Annotated in this window: 22 protein-coding genes; 7 read left to right on the top strand and 15 right to left on the bottom strand. The window is 62.2% G+C overall.

Going from position 1 to position 21,992, the window contains the following annotated elements:
* Position 1: 1 nt before the first annotated feature.
* From rfbC to IEV58_RS03315, 5 genes are all read right to left on the bottom strand, one after another.
* A complete protein-coding gene (gene rfbC / locus IEV58_RS03335; RefSeq protein ID WP_188408267.1) occupies positions 2 to 568 on the bottom strand; it encodes a dTDP-4-dehydrorhamnose 3,5-epimerase in 567 nt (188 codons plus the stop codon).
* Between the two features lie 110 nt (positions 569 to 678).
* Positions 679 to 1,719: an NAD-dependent epimerase/dehydratase family protein gene (locus IEV58_RS03330; RefSeq protein WP_188408266.1), complete on the bottom strand. Its 1,041-nt coding sequence runs from the start codon at positions 1,717 to 1,719 to the stop codon at positions 679 to 681.
* Positions 1,720 to 1,825: 106 nt separating this feature from the next.
* Positions 1,826 to 3,466: an MFS transporter gene (locus tag IEV58_RS03325; RefSeq protein WP_188408265.1), complete on the bottom strand. Its 1,641-nt coding sequence runs from the start codon at positions 3,464 to 3,466 to the stop codon at positions 1,826 to 1,828.
* 111 nt (positions 3,467 to 3,577) lie between these two features.
* Entirely contained in the window at positions 3,578 to 4,447 is an 870-nt protein-coding gene (locus IEV58_RS03320) for an EamA family transporter (protein ID WP_188408264.1), read from the bottom strand.
* A gap of 19 nt (positions 4,448 to 4,466) precedes the next feature.
* Positions 4,467 to 5,780, bottom strand: a complete 1,314-nt coding sequence (locus tag IEV58_RS03315; RefSeq protein WP_188408263.1) for an MFS transporter — start codon at positions 5,778 to 5,780, stop codon at positions 4,467 to 4,469.
* A gap of 176 nt (positions 5,781 to 5,956) precedes the next feature.
* On the opposite strand from IEV58_RS03315, the gene cyoA reads away from it, so the two are divergent.
* The 7 genes from cyoA (at position 5,957) to IEV58_RS03280 (ending at position 12,793) form a co-directional block, all read left to right on the top strand.
* Entirely contained in the window at positions 5,957 to 7,123 is a 1,167-nt protein-coding gene (gene cyoA, locus IEV58_RS03310) for a ubiquinol oxidase subunit II (protein WP_188409065.1), read from the top strand.
* Positions 7,124 to 7,138: 15 nt separating this feature from the next.
* Positions 7,139 to 9,151 (top strand): cytochrome o ubiquinol oxidase subunit I, encoded by a 2,013-nt coding sequence (cyoB, locus tag IEV58_RS03305; protein WP_188408262.1) that lies wholly within the window; start codon positions 7,139 to 7,141, stop codon positions 9,149 to 9,151.
* 5 nt (positions 9,152 to 9,156) lie between these two features.
* Entirely contained in the window at positions 9,157 to 9,786 is a 630-nt protein-coding gene (gene cyoC, locus IEV58_RS03300; protein WP_188408261.1) for a cytochrome o ubiquinol oxidase subunit III, read from the top strand.
* Entirely contained in the window at positions 9,783 to 10,172 is a 390-nt protein-coding gene (gene cyoD / locus IEV58_RS03295; RefSeq protein WP_188408260.1) for a cytochrome o ubiquinol oxidase subunit IV, read from the top strand. Before cyoC ends, cyoD begins: the two co-directional genes overlap by 4 nt.
* Before the next feature lie 18 nt (positions 10,173 to 10,190).
* A complete protein-coding gene (locus IEV58_RS03290) occupies positions 10,191 to 10,988 on the top strand; it encodes an SURF1 family protein (protein ID WP_229729158.1) in 798 nt (265 codons plus the stop codon).
* 82 nt (positions 10,989 to 11,070) lie between these two features.
* A complete protein-coding gene (locus tag IEV58_RS03285; protein ID WP_229729157.1) occupies positions 11,071 to 12,270 on the top strand; it encodes an ATP-binding protein in 1,200 nt (399 codons plus the stop codon).
* Positions 12,260 to 12,793 (top strand): response regulator transcription factor, encoded by a 534-nt coding sequence (locus tag IEV58_RS03280; protein WP_188408258.1) that lies wholly within the window; start codon positions 12,260 to 12,262, stop codon positions 12,791 to 12,793. Before IEV58_RS03285 ends, IEV58_RS03280 begins: the two co-directional genes overlap by 11 nt.
* 16 nt (positions 12,794 to 12,809) lie before the next feature.
* Here IEV58_RS03280 and IEV58_RS03275 read toward each other — a convergent pair whose 3' ends face one another.
* From IEV58_RS03275 to IEV58_RS03230, 10 genes are all read right to left on the bottom strand, one after another.
* Positions 12,810 to 13,448, bottom strand: coding sequence for a flavin reductase family protein (locus tag IEV58_RS03275; RefSeq protein ID WP_188408257.1), 639 nt, complete (start codon positions 13,446 to 13,448; stop codon positions 12,810 to 12,812).
* 57 nt (positions 13,449 to 13,505) lie between these two features.
* The gene (locus tag IEV58_RS03270; RefSeq protein WP_188408256.1) at positions 13,506 to 14,402 is read right to left on the bottom strand and encodes a polysaccharide deacetylase family protein; all 897 of its coding nucleotides are present in this window, start codon (positions 14,400 to 14,402) and stop codon (positions 13,506 to 13,508) included.
* Positions 14,403 to 14,428: 26 nt separating this feature from the next.
* Positions 14,429 to 15,859, bottom strand: a complete 1,431-nt coding sequence (locus tag IEV58_RS03265; RefSeq protein WP_188408255.1) for an amidase — start codon at positions 15,857 to 15,859, stop codon at positions 14,429 to 14,431.
* The gene (locus IEV58_RS03260; RefSeq protein WP_188408254.1) at positions 15,852 to 16,049 is read right to left on the bottom strand and encodes a hypothetical protein; all 198 of its coding nucleotides are present in this window, start codon (positions 16,047 to 16,049) and stop codon (positions 15,852 to 15,854) included. The genes IEV58_RS03265 and IEV58_RS03260 overlap by 8 nt, the downstream gene beginning before the upstream one ends.
* A gap of 57 nt (positions 16,050 to 16,106) precedes the next feature.
* On the bottom strand, positions 16,107 to 17,417 hold the full coding sequence (locus tag IEV58_RS03255) for a TRAP transporter large permease (RefSeq protein WP_188408253.1): 1,311 nt from the start codon (positions 17,415 to 17,417) through the stop codon (positions 16,107 to 16,109).
* The gene (locus IEV58_RS03250; RefSeq protein ID WP_229729156.1) at positions 17,410 to 17,973 is read right to left on the bottom strand and encodes a TRAP transporter small permease subunit; all 564 of its coding nucleotides are present in this window, start codon (positions 17,971 to 17,973) and stop codon (positions 17,410 to 17,412) included. The genes IEV58_RS03255 and IEV58_RS03250 overlap by 8 nt, the downstream gene beginning before the upstream one ends.
* A 62-nt stretch (positions 17,974 to 18,035) precedes the next feature.
* On the bottom strand, positions 18,036 to 19,049 hold the full coding sequence (locus IEV58_RS03245; protein WP_188408251.1) for a TRAP transporter substrate-binding protein: 1,014 nt from the start codon (positions 19,047 to 19,049) through the stop codon (positions 18,036 to 18,038).
* A 29-nt stretch (positions 19,050 to 19,078) separates the two neighbouring features.
* Positions 19,079 to 20,437, bottom strand: coding sequence for an amidase (locus tag IEV58_RS03240; protein ID WP_188408250.1), 1,359 nt, complete (start codon positions 20,435 to 20,437; stop codon positions 19,079 to 19,081).
* On the bottom strand, positions 20,434 to 20,625 hold the full coding sequence (locus IEV58_RS03235) for a hypothetical protein (protein WP_188408249.1): 192 nt from the start codon (positions 20,623 to 20,625) through the stop codon (positions 20,434 to 20,436). The genes IEV58_RS03240 and IEV58_RS03235 overlap by 4 nt, the downstream gene beginning before the upstream one ends.
* A gap of 62 nt (positions 20,626 to 20,687) precedes the next feature.
* Positions 20,688 to 21,704, bottom strand: coding sequence for a TRAP transporter substrate-binding protein (locus tag IEV58_RS03230; RefSeq protein ID WP_188408248.1), 1,017 nt, complete (start codon positions 21,702 to 21,704; stop codon positions 20,688 to 20,690).
* Positions 21,705 to 21,992 lie beyond the last annotated feature (288 nt).

The following is a 21,992-nucleotide window of genomic DNA, read 5'->3' as shown; positions in this document are numbered from 1 at the left end:
CTCAGACCAGGACGCGCAAATGCTCCGCTCCATGGAAGGCCGGATCGAAGTCCGGCCAGGAGGCGTCCTTCTCAGAAATTTCCATAGGTTGGCGTGGCCATTCGATGCCGAAGGCCGGATCGTTCCAGCGAAGGCCGCGCTCGCTCTGCGGCGCATAGGCGGCGCTTACCATGTAGATCACTTCGGTATCTTCGGTCAGCGTGATGAAGCCGTGCGCGAAGCCACGCGGCACATACATCATCAGGCGGTTCTCGGCACTGAGTTCGGCAGCGAACCACTTTCCCGAGGTCGGAGAATTCGGCCTCAGATCGACGATGCAATCCCAAAGGCTGCCACGGATGCAGCGGACGAGCTTTACCTCCGCCGCAGGCGGCAGCTGATAGTGCATGCCCCGCAGGGTGCCGGCCTGCGCGCTTAACGAGTTGTTGACCTGAACGAAGTCGGTTTCCAGCCCTTCCGCTGCGAATTCATCGCCGCAATAGATGCGAGCAAAGAAGCCACGGCTGTCGCCGCGTGGCTCGGGCTCGATCAAACGGGCCGTTTCCACTGGTGTTTTATGGAACTTCATTGGTACCCGCCGGAAGTAACCTTCGTTGTCTACAACGCACTGGGAGTGCACTGCAACATCATCAGCGCGTAGTAAGAACCGCTATTGGCAATGAGTCAAATTATGGGGGGTCAGGTCCAGCGGAGATCGGTGTTTAACGAGCCCTGTGCAATCGCTTGATCGAGCACGTTCAGCCGCACGAAAGCGGAAGTTCGAAAGTCCTGGTCCTGGAAGCCCAAGCGGCTGAGACCTGCCGCGATATCCGCCACGGCTTCAGGAAGCGTCACGCGGGGCTGATGCTCAGGCGCGAGCTTCGCGTACAGCGAAAAATCCACCTGATAGGATCGCTTGTCGGGCGGTGCGTCCGTGTTTATGGAGACGTCCGTTCCTTCAATCTCCGCCGCCACCGCCTCTGCCAGGTCACGGACCTGATAGTTCCAGCTGTTGGTTCCGACATTGACGGCAAGATGAGAGCCCGTCTCGCTCTCGTCACGCGTGATTGCCCACTCGATGGCACGCGCCATGTCGGTGACATGGATGAGGGGGCGCCACGGTGTTCCGTCGCTGAGGACGGTGACGCGTCCCGTCGCGAGCGCGGAGGCGACGAAATCATTCAAGACAAGGTCGAGCCGTATGCGTTCGGAGAAACCGCAGGCGGTGGCGAAACGCAGCGCCGTTGTCACCATTCCGTTCGGTGCCATCTGGGCGAGGCTCTTCTCGGTGGCGACCTTGGAGCGGGCATAAGCCGTCAAGGGATTGAGATCATGATGTTCCGCTCGCGGACCGCCTTCGGCAAAGCCGTACATGGAGCAACTGGAGGCGAAGACGAAGCGCTTGACGCCGCCCGCCGCCGCCATCTCCGCAAGGCGGGCACCGGCGCGCCAGTTGATCTCATCGGTGACGTCCTCGAAACGAGCTCCCATGGGATCGTTGGACACCGCGGCAAGATTAACCACCGCGTCGACACCATCCAACATCTCTGGCGCAATATCGCGCAGGTCACAGAAGATCTGGCGGTCGAGCCGCGTCTCCGGAAGCCTTGGTACGGAAAGACAATGCGCAAAAAGACCGCTGTCCAGCCCAACAAGTTCGCAGTCCGGCCATTTCTGCCGAAGATGGCGCGTAACGACCGGGCCGACATAGCCCATATTGCCGACAATAAGGATCTTCAACTTGGCCTCCCCAGCCCCGAAGACTTCAGCGTAAGTAATCCTATTTCACTCTCAAGCGGAAAAAGAAAGCAAAACTAGTCCATTCGGAGAATATGACGGACCTATCTCAGTGATGGAGGTCGACCATACCCTTAGACGACGGAGCGACCACTTCGTTCCATTTCACCGGACGTTCAATGGTGCGGTGGATGCGCGGCGGCTCGGTTCCGGCATGGAGGCGGCGGATGTGCTCGCCCACCACCGCGTCCGCGTGCGTCATGCGGTGATTGTGGCGGATGTAGTCCATCCAGGTCGGCGTGCGATAACTCTCGTACCACAACGTCGGATCTTCCAGGTCGCGTGCCAGTGACCAATGGCGTGCGCCATCACGACGGCGAATGCGTCGGCGCTCCAGCATGACGTTCAGGAACTCCGCCGTGTCCTCTTCGCGGATGATGTATTCGATATTGATGACGATGGGTCCGCTGCGCGGCGTCACATCAAGAGCAAGGTGGGGTTCCTTCCACCGGTTGAGCGGATCGAGGTTGAGCTCCTTTTGCTGTGGCAGGGCAAGGCGGGGGAAGAAGCCGAGCGCGCCGCCCGCGACCAGCCAGCACGAGGCGATGAGCAATGCATCGCTGGTGCCATGCTGTTCGGCAAAAAGCCCCCAGATCCAGCTGCCAAGCGCGACGCCTGAAAACATCGCGGTCTGATAGAGCGACAGCGTGCGGCCGAGGACCCAGCGCGGCGTCGACAGCTGGACCGTGACGTTGAAGAAGGAGGTCGACAGCACCCAGCAGGCACCGCCGATCATCAGCGCCGGACAGGTGATCCAGGCCGTCGTGCTGAGCGCGATGATGGTGGTGCAGATCGCAAAGCCGATGAAGCACAGACGGATGCTCCATTCCGCCGAAAGCTTCTCTCTTATCCCCGAACTGAAAAGCGCGGCGAAGACGGCACCGGCGCCAAAGAAGCCGAGCATGACGCCATAGAGCAAAGGGCCGCCTTGCAGGATATCGCGTGCCACCAGAGGCAGCAGCGCAAGGATGGCGACGCTGCCGCCGCCGGAGATGGCGGCGCGGAGCAACACCTTGCCGATGTTCGGCGACATGGCGACATAGCGGAGGCCCGCGCCGATGGCGATGATGAGAGGCTCGCGCGGCAGTGGGCTTTCAGGGATGGACGGCCTCCAGCGCATCAGGACGGTCATGATGGGCAGATAGCTGAAGGCGTTGAACACGAAGGCGCCGACGCCGCCCGCGAAAGCCACGATGACGCCGCCGATCGCCGGGCCCAGGCTGCGTGTGATGTTGAAGCCAAGGCCGTTCAGCAGCACCGCTGCCGGCAGGTCGGCGCGCGGGACCATATCGCCGACCGAGGCCTGCCATGAGGGATTGTTGAGGGCGGTGCCACAGCCGAGGAGGAAGGTGAAGGCAAGCAGAAGCCAGGGCGTGAGGCCGCCAAACCAGGCGGTCACGACCAGCATGACCGACACCGCCAGCATGAAGCCCTGCCCCACCAGCATCACGCGGCGGCGGTTGAAGTTGTCCGCGATCGCTCCCGAGAGCGTTGAAAAGAGCATGATGGGCGCGGCCGCGGCAGCCTGCACCAGGGCCACCAGATCGGCGGAATCGGAGATCAAGGTCATCATCCATGCGGCGCCGACGCCCTGAATGATGGTGCCGAAGTTGGAGGCGATGTTGGCGATCCAGACCGAGCGAAAGACATCATGGCGAAAGGGAGCCAACGTCGATGTATGCTCAGTCACGAGTTCCCCCGGCGGTCTTGCTGACGCGTTCACGACGGCAACGCGGCGTGTGCGTGATTTGATCCCCGAAGCCTAGGCCCTGTTCACCCGGAACGATAGAGCATAAAGCTCTCAGGCCGCCCTCTTCGCGGCCGTCGCCGTTGCGCCCGCCGAGGCCAGGATCACAATGCTGATGGCTACCCATTGAGCGATTGCGAGTTTCTCGCCCAGCACCAGAAAGCCGGCGAGAGCCGCTATGGCGGGTGCCGAACTCACGAGGATGCCGAAAACCCTGCTGGACAGCCGGCGTAGCGCCTGCATTTCGAGCGTATAGGGAACCGCCGAGGACAACAGCGCAACCAGGAGACCGATCAGAAGCACGCGCCCCTGCAGCATGGCGGCGCCCGATGTCGCGGCGCCGAGCGGAACGGTGATGACGGCGGCGATGACCATGCCAAGCGCCACAGCCTTTCCACCGGCCATCGCGCTGGAGACGCGTTTACCGAAGACGATATAGAACGCCCAGCAGGCCCCGGCGCTCGCCGCGAACATGATGCCCCATGGGTCCAGCGGTGGCACGCCCTCCTCCGGCACGAGCAGGAGGTAAAGTCCCACGATCGCGAGCGCGGTCCAGACGAAGTCCTGGAGCCGGCGCGAGGTGAGAAGGACCACGGCGAGCGGACCCACGACCTCGATGGCAAGAGCGATGCCCAGCGGGATACGCGCGAAGGCGTGATAGATGGAAAGGTTCATCAGCCCAAGCGTCGCGCCGTAGATGAGAAGGCTGACGAGATCGCGCCGCGCCAGCCGGACGTCCCATGGACGCCAGAGCGCGAGAAGCACAACGGCGGAAATGCCGACACGCAGCGCCGTGACGCCCTCGATACCCACTTGGGGGAAGATGTCCTTGGCGAAAGCCGCGCCGACGTTCACCGAAAACAGTGATGCCACGACGGCGAGACTTGGCAGCAGTGTTCGTTCCGTCGCGGAAAGCTGGCTCATGTCACCATGGCTATGGGATTCAGCGTTCCAATTCCAGCCGCTGGTTCACCCACAGCGCGATCAATGTGCAGACAGCACCCGACAGAAGATAGGCTCCGGCGGAAATGAGGCCGAAATTGCCGGCCAGCAGAAGCGCGGCCAGCGGCGCGAAACCCGCACCGAACAGCCAGGCGAGGTCGGAGGTAATGGCCGAGCCGGTGTAGCGGTAGGTCTTTCGGAAGCTGGACGCCACCGCGCCTGAGGATTGGCCGAAGGACACTCCGAGCAGGATGAAGCCGACGATCATGAAGATCATCTCGCCGGCGAAGCCCGCGTCCAGCATGGCCGGTGCGAAGCCGCTGAAAACGGCGATTGCGATGGCCCCGCCGCCGAGGAGCGCCCGCCGCCCGATCCGGTCGGCGATGAAACCCGACAGCACGATGGCGATAAGCCCGAAGACAGCGGCAAAGGCCTCGATGAGGAGGAAACGGGCTGGCCCCTCCTCCGTGTAGAGAAACACCCAGGACAGCGGGAACACCGTAACCATATGGAACAGGGCGAAGCTTGCCAGCGGCGCGAAGGCACCGGTGATGATCTGGCGGCCGGCATGCCGCCAGGTCGTCACGACGCTGGTGGGTTGCAGTTCGCGGCTTTCGAACAGATGCGTGTATTCCGGCGTCACCACGATGCGGAGACGGGCAAAGAGGGCCACGACGTTGATGGCAAAGGCGACGAAGAAGGGATAGCGCCAGCCCCAGGTGAAGAAGTCTTCCGCTGACAGGTTGCCGACAAAGAAGGCGAACAGACCACTGGCGACGATCAGCCCGATGGGAGCGCCAAGCTGCGGGATCATGGCGTACCAGCCACGATGTTTTTCCGGCGCGTTGAGTGCCAGAAGGGAAGCAAGACCATCCCAGGTGCCGCCGAGGGCGAGGCCTTGGCCGATGCGCAGGAGCGTCAGCGCCCAGACCGCGCCAGCTCCGATCTGATCGTAACTTGGAATAAAGCCGATGCAGACGGTGGATGTGCCCAGCAGGAAGAGTGCGAGTGTGAGCTTCATACTCTTGCCATAGGCGCGGTCGATCTCGGTGAAGATGAGCGTGCCGATGGGGCGGGCGATGAACGCCACCGCAAAGATGGCGAAGGAATAGACGGTGCCGGTCAGCGGATCGACATAGGGGAACAGCAGCCTCGGGAAGACGATAACCGAGGCAATGGCATAAACGAAGAAGTCGAAGAACTCCGACGTCCGGCCGATGATGACGCCGATCGCGATCTCGCCGGGATTGACGTCGCCGTGCCGTGCGTTGACCAGCCGTGCATCGCGTTCTGCCGTGGTTGATGTTTGCGCCATGTTTTCAGCACCCGACGATTGCGTATCGCCCATAGGCAAGCGACCACGGGCTGTTGGCTATCTTATTGTCCTGCGGGGGCAGATAGCGGCATTGGGCAAATTGTCCAATGTCGCTTAGCCTGTCCGAGAGCTAGCGGTGCCCCATCTATAGAGCATTCCATCGACAGGTGGCTGTCTTGACCCCGTTCCGCCTCCTTTTCCTGCTGCCCTTCGCCCTGCTTCTGGGCGGCTGCGATCTCGTCGTCATGTCGCCCTCGGGCGACATCGCCGACCAGCAGGCCAATCTGATCATCATCTCCACCATCCTGATGCTGATCGTCATCGTGCCCGTCATGGTGATGATAGTCCTGTTCGCCTGGCGCTACCGCCATACCAACACCGAAGCCAGATATGAGCCGGACTGGGACCATTCGACGGGGCTTGAGCTCATCATCTGGTCCGTGCCGCTTCTGATCATCATCTGCCTCGGCGCCGTGACCTGGATGGGGACGCATCTTCTGGACCCCTACCGCCCGCTGGACCGGCTGGCGCACGGCAAGCCGGTGACCGAAGAGCACGTTCCTCTCGAAGTTCAGGTGGTGGCGCTCGATTGGAAATGGCTCTTCATCTATCCCGAGCAGGGCATCGCCAGCGTCAATGAAATGGCGGCGCCGGTGGATCGGCCGATACACTTCCGCATCACCTCCTCCTCGGTGATGAACTCCTTCTACGTGCCCGCCCTCGCCGGCATGATCTATGCCATGCCGGGCATGGAAACGACGCTTCACGCGGTCATCAACGCGCCCGGAGAGTTCGAGGGTTTTTCCGCCAACTACAGCGGCGCCGGCTTCTCCGGCATGCGCTTCGCCTTCCATGGGCTCGAGCAGGGCGATTTCGACAAATGGGTTGAGACGGTCAAATCCGCGGATGGCGCTCTGAACCGGCCGGATTACCTGGATCTCGAGCGCCCCAGCGAGAACGTTCCCATCCGCCATTACGCCAGCGTCGACGCCGGCCTCTTCAACGCGATCCTCAACATGTGCGTGGAAGAGGGCAAGATGTGCATGAAGGAGATGATGGCCATCGACGCCGAGGGCGGCCTCGGCCTCGCCGGCATCCACAACACCATGCCGCTGACCTATGACAAATACGCCCGCCGCGGCGCTGTCTTCGGTCCGGATCCGAGCTATGTGCTCAGCATCTGCGCCGTCGAGGAAGCACCCGGGACAGCGGAGTTCACGCCCACGCCGCCGGCGAACATGTCACCGATCGTCGGCGCGGGCCTGAAGCGCCCCAACGTCAAGCCGCTGCGCTCCTTCCCGACAACCTTCTGGGCCGCCCCCAGCCGGCCGTCCAACTCCTGATACGCAAGATTTGTCATGACCGAGACACAGCAAGCCATCCACCCGATCTTCGGCCGGCTGACCCTGGAATCCTTCCCCATCCATGAGCCGATCCTGGTGGCGACCTTCATCGCGGTCGCCCTCGGCGGCCTCGCGATGCTTGGTGTGATCACCAAGTACCGGCTCTGGGGCTACCTCTGGAAGGAATGGTTCACCACCGTGGACCATAAGCGCATTGGCATCATGTACATGATCCTCGGCATCATCATGCTGCTGCGGGGATTTGCTGACGCCATCATGATGCGCCTGCAGCAGGCGATGGCCTTCAACGGCTCCGAGGGCTACCTCAACGCGCATCACTACGATCAGATCTTCACGGCCCACGGCGTGATCATGATCTTCTTCGTGGCCATGCCGCTGGTCACGGGCCTCATGAACTACGTGGTACCGCTGCAGATCGGCGCCCGTGACGTCTCGTTCCCCTTCCTCAACAACTTCAGCTTCTGGATGACGGCCGCCGGCGCGGTCCTCGTGATGATGTCGCTGTTCATAGGCGAATTCGCCCGCACCGGCTGGCTCGCCTATCCGCCGCTCTCGGGCATCGCCTACAGTCCCGATGTCGGGGTGGATTATTACATCTGGGCGCTGCAGGTGGCCGGCATCGGGACGACGTTATCCGGCGTCAACCTGATCTGCACCATCGTCAAGATGCGCGCGCCCGGCATGACCATGATGAAGATGCCCGTCTTCACCTGGACCTCGCTGTGCACCAACGTGCTCATCGTCGCCTCCTTCCCGGTGCTGACGGTCGTCCTGGTGTTGCTCTCACTTGATCGCTACGTGGGAACGAACTTCTTCACCAACGATCTCGGCGGCAATCCGATGATGTATGTGAACCTCATCTGGATCTGGGGTCACCCGGAGGTCTACATCCTCGTCCTGCCCGCCTTCGGCATCTTCTCCGAAGTGGTCACCACCTTCACCGGCAAGCGCCTGTTCGGCTACACCTCCATGGTCTACGCCACGGTGGTCATCACCATCCTGTCGTACCTCGTCTGGCTGCATCACTTCTTCACCATGGGCTCCGGCGCCAGCGTGAACTCCTTCTTCGGCATCACGACGATGATCATCTCGATCCCGACGGGCGCCAAGATCTTCAACTGGCTCTTCACCATGTACCGCGGCCGGATCCGCTTCGAGCTGCCCATGATGTGGACCGTGGCCTTCATGCTCACCTTCGTGGTGGGCGGCATGACCGGCGTTCTGCTCGCCGTGCCTCCGGCCGACTTCGTCCTGCACAACAGCCTGTTCCTGGTCGCGCACTTCCACAATGTGATCATCGGCGGGGTGCTGTTCGGCCTTTTCGCCGGCATCAACTACTGGTTTCCCAAGGCCTTCGGCTTCAAGCTCAACCAGTTCTGGGGCCATGTTTCCTTCTGGTGCTGGGTTGTCGGCTTCTGGGCCGCCTTCATGCCGCTCTATGTGCTCGGTCTCATGGGCGTGACGCGGCGCCTGCGCGTGTTCGACGATCCCTCGCTGCAGATCTGGTTCATCATCGCCGGCTTTGGCGCGGCGATCATCGCCGTCGGCATCGGCGCCTTCCTGATCCAGATGGTGGTCAGCGTCTGGAAGCGTGAGGAACTGCGCGACAACACGGGCGATCCCTGGAACGGCCGCACGCTGGAATGGGCGACCTCCTCGCCACCGCCGGACTACAACTTCGCCTTCACCCCCGTGGTGCACGACAACGATGCCTGGGCGGACATGAAAAAGCGCGGATACCAGCGCCCGCTGGAGGGCTTCCGGCCCATCCACATGCCCAGCAACACCGGCACCGGCATCATCCTCGCCGGTCTGAGCATCGCCTGCGCCTTCGGCCTCATCTGGTACATGTGGTGGCTTGCGGCGATCAGCTTCGTCGGCATCCTCGCGGTCGCGATCGGGCACACGTTCAATTACCACCGCGACTTCCACATTCCTGTAGAGGAGGTTGTGCGGACCGAGGAGGAGCGCACCCGCCTCCTCACCGCGGCAACGGCGAAGGCCTGACGATCATGGCGGCAACAGTCACGACCACCCAGGACGAGGCCCCGATCTTCTATCAGGTCGAGGAACACGCCCACCCCGAAGGCAGCAGCACGGCGCTGGGCTTCTGGATCTATCTGATGAGCGACTGTCTCATCTTCGCGATCCTGTTCGCCACCTATGGCGTGCTCGGCGGCAACTATGCCGCCGGACCCGGCCCGAAAGACCTGTTCGATCTGAACCTGGTGGCGCTGAACACGGCCATGCTGCTGTTCTCGTCAATCACCTACGGCTTCGCCATGCTGACCATGGACAAGAACCGTGTCGCTGCGACGCAGATGTGGCTTGCCATCACGGGCCTGTTCGGCCTCGCCTTTCTCAGCATCGAACTCTACGAATTCCATCACTTCATCCACATCGGCGCCACACCGCAGCGCAGCGGCTTCCTGTCGGCCTTCTTCGCGCTGGTCGGAACACATGGGCTTCACGTCACCTTCGGCATCATCTGGCTGGTGACGCTGATGGTGCAGGTGGGCAAACACGGGCTGATTGCCGCTAACCGCCGCCGGCTGATGTGCCTCAGCATGTTCTGGCATTTCCTGGACGTCATCTGGATCGGCGTCTTCACCTTCGTCTATCTGATGGGAATGGTGCGATGAGCGCGACGGTTCACAACGAACATGGCCATGATCATGGTCACGACGACCATGGCGACGGCCACGCCCACGGCACGTTCAAGAGTTACATGGTCGGCTTCGTATTGTCGGTCATCCTGACGGCCATCCCCTTCTGGCTCGTCATGGAGGGCGTTCTGGCGGATGCCAATGCGACGGCCTTGACGATCATGGGCTTTGCCGTGGTGCAGATCGTGGTCCACATGGTGTTCTTCCTGCACATGACTCCCAAGGCCGAGGAAGGCTGGAATATGATGGCGCTGATCTTCACCCTGATCGTTGTCGTCATCATCCTCGCCGGCTCGCTGTGGGTGATGTACCACCTCAACACCAACATGATGCCCGGTGTCCATGACATGAACCGGATGTGACGGAGGCCGTCCCATCCCATGGCTCAAGCGCCCGGCGACAGGACTGAGCGGCACCGCAGGCCCCGTTCGGCCCTGGCGCTTTCGATCATGGGTCTTTTGGCGGCCCTCGGCGTCGTCGTCCTGACGGGCCTCGGCCTGTGGCAGGTGGAGCGGCGTGCCTGGAAGCTCGATCTCATCGCACGCGTGGACGCGCGCATTCACGCCGCGCCTGTCGCTGCGCCCGGCCCCGCATCCTGGCCGCAGATGACGGCCGCGGGTGCTGAGTATCGAAAGGTTCAGGTCCGGGGACGGTTCCTGCACGACCGTGAAGTGCTGGTGCAGGCGGTCACCGACTTCGGCGGCGGCTTCTGGGTGATGACGCCGCTGGCCACATCTGAAGGATTTACGGTCTTCGTCAACCGCGGCTTCGTGCCGACCGATCGCCGCGCCGCCTCCAGCCGCATGGAGGGACAGGTCGAAGGCGAGACCACGGTCACGGGCCTCCTGCGCCTCAGCGAGCCCGGAGGCGCCTTCCTGCGCAGCAATGATCCTGCGGCTGACCGCTGGTATTCCCGCGATGTGGCCGCCATGGCGCAGAGCCGCGACATCGATGAGGCCGCGCCCTATTTCATCGATGCGGATCGAACCGCCAATCCCGGCGGACTGCCGGTCGGCGGGCTCACGGTGGTCCGCTTTTACAACAACCATCTCGTCTATCTCCTGACGTGGTTCGCGCTGGATGCCATGCTGGTGGGCGCCATCATCTTTGTCGCCTACGATGAACGGCGCCTGCGCCGTGCCGCGCGCGGTGGCAGCGAAACGATGAGGGAGGCCTGAGATCAGCACCCAGCAGACAACCGGGCAGAAGAATCTGTTCCTCCTGATCCAACTCCGTTGGCTTGCGGTCATGGGTCAGGTGGTGACGATCGTCATCGTACAATACTGGTTCGGCATCGCTTTACCGCTCATCGAAATGGCGACGGTGATCGGGCTTCTCATCGCGCTCAACGCAGTCAGCATGCTGCAGCTGCGGCACGAGGCGGTTGCCAGCAACATGGGGCTTTTTCTCCAGCTCCTGATCGACGTGGCGGCGTTGACCATCCAGCTCTATCTGTCCGGCGGCGCGACCAATCCGTTCGTTTCGCTGTTCCTGCTCCAGGTCATCCTGGGCGCGGTGCTGCTTGAAACCTGGTCGACCTGGGCGCTCGTCGCCATCGCCAGCGGCTGTTTCATCTGGCTGACGACCAGTTACCGGGAACTCGAGCTGCCCCAACACCAGGCCGGCAACCTGCTCAATCTGCACATCCAGGGCATGTTCATCTGCTTCGCCCTGGCGGCGACCCTGCTCGTGCTGTTCATCACGCGCATCAACCGGAACCTGCGTGCTCATGACGCCTATCTGGCCGATATGCGGCAACGCTCGGCGGAAGAGGACCACATCGTGCGCATGGGCCTTCTTGCCTCCGGCGCCGCCCATGAGCTCGGCACCCCGCTCGCGACAGTCTCCGTCATTCTCAATGACTGGCGGCGCATGCCGATCTTTCGCGACGATCCTGATATCGCGCAGGAGATCGAGGAAGTGCAGGGTCAGCTTGATCGCTGCAAGACCATTGTGTCCGGCATCCTGATGTCCTCAGGCGAGGTGCGCGGCGAAGGCACGGTGAGAACCACCGTCAACGCCTTCTTTGACGAGGCCATAGCGGAGTGGCGGTCGCACCGCTCGCCGCCGGAGCTCGTCTACGACAACCTCTTCCGTCCCGATGCGGTCATCGTGTCCGATCCGGCGCTGAAGCAGGTGCTCTACAATGTGTTCGACAATGCGCTGGAGGCCTCTCCCCAGTGGGTGGGGGTCGATGTCGAGCGGCGGGATGACCATCTTATGGTCACGGTGAAGGATGCCGGCTCCGGCTTCGATCCGGAGATCCTCGCGGAATTGGGAAAGCCTTACCGTTCCAGCAAGAACAGGCCTGGCAGCGGCCTTGGCCTCTTCCTTGTCGTCAATGTGGTTCGCAAGCTCGGCGGCAGCGTGGCGGCACAAAACCGGACCGGCGGAGGCGCCGTCGTGACGGTGGCCCTGCCGCTGGGCGCGCTCTCGCCAGGAGGTGACAATGAGCTCTGATCGCACGCTCCTGATCATCGAGGATGATCCCTCCTTCGCACGCGCGCTGAAACGCTCCTTCGAGCGCCGCGACTATGAGGTCCATCTCTGCGATGGCCTGGAAAGCGTCACAGCCCTCCTCCAGACAACGTCTCCGCATTATGCAGTGGTGGATCTGAAGCTCGTGGGAGGGTCGGGCCTTGAATGCGTGAAGACACTGCACGCGCACGACCCTGATATGAAGATCGTGGTGCTGACGGGCTTTGCCAGCATCGCCACCGCCGTTGAGGCCATCAAGCTGGGGGCCTGCCACTATCTGGCCAAGCCCTCCAATACAGATGACATCGAGGCGGCCTTCAGCAAGGCGGACGGCGACGCGGCGGTGCCGCTGACCAACCGCGCGACTTCAATCAAGACCCTGGAGTGGGAGCGCATCCATGAGACGCTTGTCGAAACCGATTTCAACATATCGGAAACGGCACGGCGTCTCGGCATGCACCGGCGCACGCTGGCCCGGAAGCTGGAGAAGCAGCGCGTGAAGTAAGCCGGCTTGCGATCCGTCAGGACGTTCCGTTCTTCTCCAGCCACTCCTGATAGCTGTCCATCTTCATTTCGAACTGATCGCGCGTGCGTGTGTAGAGCGAGGCGAACAGGCGGCCCACGGGCTTATAAGCCTGGATGTCGATCCTGAGGGTCTCCGGGTCCATCAACCCGTCGCGCACATGCACCATGACCACTTCACCAATGGCCAGCTTTCGTTGGGGCGCGATCTGCAGAACGGCGATGCGGCGGCATTCCAGTGATGCGGGCGCTTCCACGATCCGGTGAGGCTTGATCTTCTCCGACGGCGCCAGCGTCAGACCCGCGATCTCCGTCTCGTTCGTGCCCTCCGGAAAATCGGTGGCGCAGACGTTCATGGCCTGCGCCAGGTCCTCGTCGACCAGGTTGACCACGAACTCGCCGGTCTCCACCACGTTGATCGTGGTGTCCTTCACCTTACGGTCCTCCCAGTGGTCCTGTAGGCCGATGATCACGACCGGAGGATCCTCGCCGAACATGTTGAAGAGGCTGAAAGGCGCGGCGTTGTGTGCGCCGGCGGGCGACATGGTGGAGACCAGGGCGATGGGACGCGGCACCACCAGGGACGACATGACTTTATATTGATTGCGGGCATCGAGACTTTGGATATCGACTTTCACATCGGCCTCTGGATCTGGGGAAGTGAGCGGAGGACAGGACGCCCTCCGCTGAGTGGATCAATACTGGTCGCCGGGAACAGTGCCCTTCGGCAGGCTTTCGATGTGCTGGCAGATGTCACCGGGGCGGGTCAGCCAGATCTTATCGCGGTGCTTCAGGATGTGCTCGAAGGCCCGGCGCAGTTCCCGGAGGCGATAAGGCCGGCCGACGACGAAGGGATGCAGCGAGATGGGGCATACCAAGGGCTGGTCCTTGGACTGCTCGAGCATCTCATCGAAGCTGTCGATGACCATGTCGGTGAATTCGGCCGAGGAGTAGCGGTACCAGACCAGACCGCGGTTATCGTTGGTCTCGACAGGATAGGGCATCAGCAGGATCTTGCCGTTGCGGGTCTTGGCCCAGACCGGCTGATCGTCCGACGTCCAGTCCATGACATAGCGATAGCCGGCTTCCTGCAGGAGATCGAGGCTGCGCTCGGAATTGGAGAGCCAGGGGCTCATCCAGCCCAGCGGCTTCTTGCCCTCCTCCTTTTCGATGCGCCGGGTGCAGTCTTCGATCAGCTTGCGCTCATCGTTCTCCGGAAGACCGCCCTGCTCGTCGGAGTTGGTATGACCATGACCGAGGATCTCGTCGCCGTGTTCGCGAATGCGCTCCATGATGTCGGGATGATGGTCATAGATCGCCGTGTTGAGCTGATGCTCCAGCGGAATGTCCATGTCGCGGAACATGTCCATCAGGCGCCAGAAACCGACTCGGTTGCCGTAGTCGCGATAGGAATAGACGCTGTGGCTGTTGGCCTGATCCGGCGGTGCGATGGCTGCGCCCTTGCCCTTGCCGTAGCGAAACACCTCGATGTTCATGGCGACGTAAACGGCAAGGCGTTTTCCGCCCGGCCAGTCGTAGGTCGGCCGTTTGGTGATGTTGGAATAGTCAAAACGTCCGTGATGCTCGAGCATCGTTCGTTCTCCTCCGAAGCTGTGGATCAAGATGCCGTGCGCGCGATGGTCGGGGCCTGGCGATGGAAGTCGGTCTTCTGCTGGAACTGGTCGGCGGCCACGAGGATGCGCGCCTCCGCGAAGGGCTTCCCAACAAGTTGGAAGGCAATGGGCAGGCCGGCGGTGTCAAAGCCGCAAGGAACGGTCACCGCCGGCAGGCCCAGCAAGGAGATCGGCCGGGTAAACTGCGTGATGCGGCCGACGAGCTCCAGCACCTTTTCGCCACCCGCGCCTTCGACGTTGGTGTCCGCGATCTTCGGAACCGGGATCGGCATGGTGGGAAGATGCAACACATCGACCTTGCCCATGACATCAGACAGGAAGGCCGCCGTCAGATGAGAACGCTGGCGAAGGGCGTCGATGTAGGAGGTTGCCGGAATGGCGAGACCCGCCTCGATGCGTACGCGCACATGGGCGGCGTAGTCCTGCGGGCGGGTGCGCAGCCACTCGCGGTGCATGGCGCCGGCTTCGGACTTGATGATGGTCTCGGCAGTGAAATAGATCGGTTTCAAGTCCGGCAGGTTGACCGGAACCAGAACCGCGCCGAGGCCTTCCAGGACCTTGAGGCTGGCCTCAAGCGCGTCACGCACCTGAGGGTCGACCGTGGCGAGATCCTTCTCGGACGGCACGCCGACGCGCAGGCCGCGCACGCTGCCGCCTTCGAACGGAATCCCGCCCACCGCCGGCTGGTCGGCGGTGCTGGGATCGCGAGGGTCGGCACCGGCGATCGCCTGATAGATCAGGGCGGCGTCGCGGGCCGAGCGGGCCAGGGGGCCCACATGATCGAGCGACCAGGAGCGAGGGACAGCGCCATGGCGGGTGATGCGGCCATAGGTGGCCTTGAGGCCGGTGAGGCCATTGAAGGCCGCAGGCAGCCGGATGGAACCGCCGGTGTCGGAGCCGAGAGCACCGAACACGAGGCGGGCGCCGACGGCCGCGCCGGAGCCGCTCGATGAGCCGCCGGAAATGTGGTCGTGGTTGTAGGCGTTGCGGCAGTCGCCGTGGTGAACGTTGTGTCCGGTCGGCCCTGCGGCGAACTCGGACATGTTGAGTGCACCGAGATCGATTGCGCCTTCCGCGTCGAGGCGTTCGAGCAGCGTGGAGGTCTGGGTGGCGACGCGGTCCTGCAGGATTTTCGAACCGCCGGTGGACACCTTGCCCTTGCGATCGAACATGTCCTTGTGGGCGAGCGGGATGCCATGAAGGCGGCCCTTGAGGCGGCCGGCCTTGCGCTCGCGGTCGCTCTCCTGAGCGGCCTTCAGCGCCTCCTCCGCATCAAGGCGGATGAAGGCGTTGACGGACGGATTGTGCGTCTCGATCCTGGCAAGGCAGGCTTCCGTCAGCGCCACGCTGGTGGCCGTGCCCTTTTCAAGGGCTTCGAGAGCTTCGGTGAGATTGAGAAGGGCAAGATCAGCCACGGTCGGCCTCCTTCCGCATCAGCGCCGCATAATTTGAGGGTTCGTCGTAGTAGTCGAGCGGAATCTGAATGCTGGCGAGACCTGACAGCAAACGGTTCGTCTCGATGGCGATTTCCTCAAACCGCGCCTCTGGACGGTCGATGCCGTGCAGCGCGAACGCGGTCTGAACCAGGTTCTTCAGGTCGTTCATGTCGGACACTCGTGCGGGGGGTGGAATGAGGCCGGCATCGCTGCCGGCCTCGAGACATCAGGACATCATGTTGGGGATGAAGAGTGAGAGCTGCGGGAAGAAGATCAGCACCGCCAGGACCAGGAAGTCCATGACTACGAAGGGCATCACACCGGAGAAGACGTTCTCCAGTGTCAGCGGCACGGGCGAAGCGCTTCGCACCACATAGACGTTCAGCCCCACCGGAGGTGTGCAGAGAGAGATCTCCGCCAGCTTCACCGAGATGATGCCGAGCCAGATCGGATCGTAACCGACGCCGGTCAGAACCGGATACATCACCGGCAGCGTCATCACCATGATGGCAATGGATTCGATGAACATGCCGAGGATCAGGAACACCACGATGAAGCACAGCAGGTAGGTGTAAGGCGCCAGCTCCAGCGAAATCAGGTAGGCGCTCAGATCATTGATGACGCCGGTGTAGGTCAGGAACCGGGCGAACAGCATGCCGCCGATGATGATGATGAAGATGGTGGTGCTGGTGATGCCGGTGTCCTTGATGATCTCCAGCATGGATTTGCCGGTGAGCCGGCGCTTCAGGATGACGATCAGCAGCGCGCCGAAGGCTCCGATGGCTCCGGCATAGGTCGGCGTGAACAGGCCAGCGTAGATGCCGCCGATGACCAGCAGAAACAGGACGCCGATGCCCCAGACACCGTAGAGCGACTTCCAGCGCTCGCCCCAGGAGATGACCTCCTTCGGCATCGGAGCAAGCGACGGATTCAGCTTCACCCGGACATAGATGCCGCCCATGAAGACGATGGCCGTCAGGAGCCCAGGAACGAGACCTGCCAGCATGATCTTGCCGATCGATTGCTCGGTGATGATCGCATAGATCACCATCAGGATGCTGGGTGGAATGAGAGCCGCCAGCGTCCCCGAGGCCGCGATGCAGCCCGCGCTGAGACGCTTGTCGTAGCCGAGGCGGGTCATCTCCGGCAGGGCCATGCGGGTGAAGACCGCCGCGTTGACGACCGTGGAACCGGAGGCTGCGCCGAAGGCGGCCGAAGCGAAGGTGGTGGCGATGGCAAGTCCGCCGGGGAGACGGCCGAGCCAGGCGTAGGCTGTCCGGTAGAGATCGGTGGTCAGGTTGGCCTGCGTTGCGAAAGATCCCATCAGGATGAAGAGAGGGATTACCGCCAGCATGAAGGAATTGGTGGTGGCGAAGGGCACCATGGCAAGCTGCGCCCAGGCGGCGTCGGGGCCGATGGTGAGATACATGCCGAGAATACCGGCAAGACCCAGCGCAACGCCGATGTGCGTACCGATCACCAGCAGGACGGCCAGAAGAGCCAGTACAATGTAACTGGTTGTTGCGGGATCAAGCACGACGCTGCGCTCCTTCTTCCATAAGCGCCTTGATTTCTTCGGAAATCAGCTCTTCCTCGCGGCCGCCTTCGCCCGTGATGAGACGACGGATGTCCTCGATGAAGTCGACCGACATCTGGGCCAGGAACATGGCCGAGCCGAAGACGAGCAGGATGCGTGCGGGGTACAGCGGGAAGCGGATGAGACCGCTGGTCGCCTCGTTGATCTCGATGCTGTAGGCCGCCTCGTTCCAGCCCTGCCAAATAAGCAGGCCAAAGAAAACGAGTGCTGCGATGTCGGCGAGGATATCCATGAGGGACTGCACGCGCGGGCCCATGCGCAGGTAAAGCAGTTCCACACGTATGTGCTTGCGCTTGATCTGGGCATAAGTGAGGCCGCCGAAGACCACGAGCACCATGGTGCTTTCGGTCAATTCGTAAGCGCCAGGCACCGGATGGTTGAAGTAACTTCCAACGACATCGGCAACACCGAGGCCCATGGACAGCATCAGACCAATGCCGCCGACAAGAACGGTGACCAAGGCCATTTTTTCGAGAAATCGGGACAGTTGGATCATGAAGTGTCCACCGGGATCTAAAGGAGCGTGGCCGGAGTCCGGCCACGCAGATGGTCCGGGTATTACTTGGCCAGCTCTTTCAGGCGGGCCGCGATTTTGTTTGCTTCCTCGCCCTTGCCGCGCTTGGCCATATCCTCAGCCCAGGCCTGTACCAGATCAGGCGTGGCAGCCTTCCACTTCGCCATTTCATCCGCATTGAAGGGGGTGATCTGGATGCCGGCGTCGTTGATGACCTTGATGGCGTTCTTGCCGTTGTCATCGACCCAGTCCAGGTAACGCTGCTGGGCTGCGTCGGCTTCCTCCATGATGATCTTCTGATATTCCTCCGGCAGCTTGGCCCAGGTCCGCTCGCTGATGGTCATCATATGACCGCTGAAGGTCATGATCGGGCCGCAGATGTTCTTGCCAACTTCATAGAGCTTGAGCGAGGCGATATTGCCGACATCGGCATTGGCGTAGTCGATGACGCCGCGCTGCACCGCCTCATACATTTCCGTGGTGGTCAGCGTGATGGCCACAGCGCCGGCCGCGGAAATGATCTTCGGAATTTCTGAACCGAAGGCACGGATTTTCTTGCCTGCCAGGCCTTCTAGGGTATCACAGCCCGCCTGGGGACCGACGAAGTAGTAGGAACCGAGCGGCTGCTGGAACAGGAAGCGGATTCCCATGCCCTTCATTTCTTCATCGAAAAGCGGGAATTCCTCCCGCAACGTCTTGAAAGTCTCGATGGCCTGCTTCGGCGTGTCGAAGACGAAGGGGAGTTGGGACGCCTTCCAGACCGGCAGGCGGTCAGGATAGTAGCCGGCCGCCGAGGTCGCGAAGTCGACGGCTCCGCGTCCAGCGAGGTTGAGAATTTCACCAGCGCCGCCGAGGCCGCCGGCATAGGTGCCGGTGATCTTGACCTTGCCGTCGGTGCGCTTTTCGACGGCTTCGGCGAAGCTGTTCTCGATCTCCAGGAACGGCGTGTTGGGCAGGTAGTGCGCCCAGCGCAGGTTGAACTCGGCCTGGGCCTTGGCGAAGGTGGGGGCCAGCGACAGGCAGGCGGCGGCGACTGCAACGGGAATGAAGCGTTTCATCTGTTTTTCTCTCGCGTTGTTGCGACTGTTCAATTGGCAGTCAGCGGCGGATGTCTGTCCGTCCAGTCGGTCGCCTTCTGGTAGGCGGCGGCGACATTGAGGACGACGTCCTCCCGGTTTTGCGGGCCTGCGATCTGCATGGCCAGGGGAAGGCCCGAGGCGGATAGCCCGCACATCACGGACATGGCCGGATGGCCGGTGAGGTTAAAGGGTGCGCGGGCATGCTGGAAATAGTTCAGCGCGACCGCTTCCTCGTCCTCGATACGGCACGGCGGGTTCATGGCGTTGGCCAGCAGCAGCACATCCACCTTGTCGAAGACGGCCTCGACCTTCTCCTTGAGCCTTGCGCCCATGAGGCGCGCCCGGACATGGGCCTCCGCCGACACGAAGGCGCCGACCATGAGGCGGCGGCGGCTGAAGCGGCCGTATTTCTCCGGGTGCTCGCGCATCCACTGGCCATGGATAGCCCAGGCTTCCGGGGTGAGGATGGCGCGGTTGACGTTGGCGAAATCGATCAGGGACGGCAGTTCCACGTCGGTGACGGTCGCGCCAAGACCGGCCAGGGTGTCAGCCGCCGTCTGAAGCGCCGCCGCCGTCTCCGGTCCAGCCGGGATTTCCTTCTCATGGTAATGGCGGACAAAGCCGACGCGCAGACCGCGGATATCGGGATTGAGCGCGGGCGGCGGGCTGCCTGTCATGGCGCCGAGGAACAGCGCGACGTCTTCCGCCTTGCGGGCGAGAGGGCCGACATAGTCCAGCGTCCACGACAGCGGGAAGACGCCGTCGCGCGAAACCTTGTCGTATGAGGCCTTCAGGCCCATCACACCGCAGGCACCGGCGGGATTGCGGACCGAACCGCCGGTGTCGGTGCCAAGCGCGACCGGGAACAAGCCGGCGGCGACGCCGGCGCCGGAGCCGGACGAGGAGCCGCCGGGATGGTGGTCGAGGTTCCAGGGATTACGCGCCGGCGGGAATGGCAGGTCAAAGGAAGGGCCGCCGATGGCGAACTCGTGGGTGGAAATCTTGCCCAGCGGGATGGCGCCAGCCTTGCGAAGACGGTCGACCACGACGGCATCGCGCGTCGCCACATTGTCCTTCAGAACGGCGGAATGGCAGGTGGTCGGCAGGCCCTTGACGTCGATGATGTCCTTGACGCCATAGGGAATGCCATGAAGGCTGCCGAGATCACGTCCCGCCGCGAGGTCAGCCTCCGCCTGACGGGCCTGACGCAACGCGCCTTCCTCATCTACATGGATGAAGACATTGAGGGTCGGGTTCAGCGCGCGGATGCGCGCCAGGAGATGCTCGACCACCGTGACCGGCGACAGCTCGCGGCGGCGATAGGCTGCGGCGAGGTCCGCCGCGGAGAGCCAGCAGATGTCCGTCATCGGTCGACCCCCGGAAGATAGGTGGAACCGGGAACGAGGATCTCGACGTCGAGCTTGGCGACGGCCTCATTATAGCGGGCGGCCTGTTCGAGAGCGACCATCACGTCTTCCGGATAGGCGGCATAGACTTCCTCGAGGCCGGCCTGAGCAATCAGGGCCTTGGCCTCGGCGGGACTGAGCGAACGCATTTTCGATCTTCCTGATGAGAACCATGGAGTGCGGCCGCCAGTTGGCGGCCGCAACAGACGTCTTACTTCTTGAGCAGCTTGTTCCAGCTATCGACGACGCTCTTGGCGGCATCGCCCTCGCCGCGCTGGGCCATGTCGTCAGCCCAGGCTTGCAGGAGGTCAGGGGTATTGGCCTTCCACTTGGCCATTTCCTCGGGCTGGATAGGCTTCACGATGTGATTGGCGTCGGCGAGAACCTTGGCGGTGTCGGCGTCGTTCTTGTCGAGCCAAGCGATGTATTCCTGCTGCGCCTTGTCAGCTTCCTCGTTGATGATCTGCTGGATGTCTGCCGGCATGCTATCCCAGACGCGCTTGTTGATCAGGACCATGTGGCCGCCAAAGCTCATGACCGGGCCGCAGGTGTATTTGCCGACTTCGTTCAGGCGGTGAGCCGCAATGTTGCCGAGATTCAGGAAGGAGTAGTCCAGCGTCTTGCGCTGAAGCGCCTCATAGATTTCCACGACCTGGATGGTGACGGGCGTCCCACCAGCGGCATTCACCACCTTCGGAATGTCGGCGCCGAAGGCGCGGACTTTCTTGCCCTGGATGCCCGCAAGCGTGTCACAGTTTTCGGTGTTGCCTGTCAGATAGAAGGAACCGAGCGGCTGCTGGAACAGGAAGTGCGTGCGAAGCTTGTCCATTTCCTCGACAAAGGGAGCGGTGCCCTTCGAGGCGGTGACGACTTTAATCGCCTGCTCTGGCGAGTCGAACACGAAGGGAATCTGCGTGGTTTTCCAGAACAGCAGCTGGTCCGGATAGTAGCCCGGGACCACCGCCGCCATGTCGACGCCGCCACGCCCGACCAGACCAAGAACCTCGTTGCCGCCGCCGAGGCCGCCGGAATAGGTGATGGCGATCTTGACCTTGCCGCCGGTGCGCTCCTCGACACGTTTGGTGAAGGCTTCCTCGACCTCAAGGAAGGCGCCCTTCGGCAGGTAATGGGCAAATCGCAGATTGAACTCCTGCGCCGCCGCCGTGCCGAGCGTGAGGGCAAAGCCCACAGCGGCCGCGAGGCTGCACGTCAGGGGATGTCGCTTCATGGCTGGCTCCTCTGCCTGATCTATATGACCGCATTTACGCGTGATTGGGCCGACAACATAGGCATATTAACCTACCGCCGTGCCGATCCTCTTTTTTCACCAGCATCCGAACCTACTGCAGCTTTGTCAATAGGCATATATCGTATATGATATTTTTTTGGTCACGATTGCTGCCATTTGTACAAATGCGCTCTTCTTCTTGACTTTCTCGCCCAAATTTTTATCGGTGAAAAATGTTTACATATCAGTTGCCTCCGGAATTTTTGACGTATAGCATTACCGTTAGAC

This window comes from Agaricicola taiwanensis (assembly GCF_014635245.1).
In the GTDB taxonomy this organism is placed as follows: domain Bacteria; phylum Pseudomonadota; class Alphaproteobacteria; order Rhizobiales; family Methylopilaceae; genus Agaricicola; species Agaricicola taiwanensis.
The sequence above is the reverse complement of the archived record's forward strand: the minus strand, read 5'-3'. Positions and strand labels throughout refer to the sequence as shown.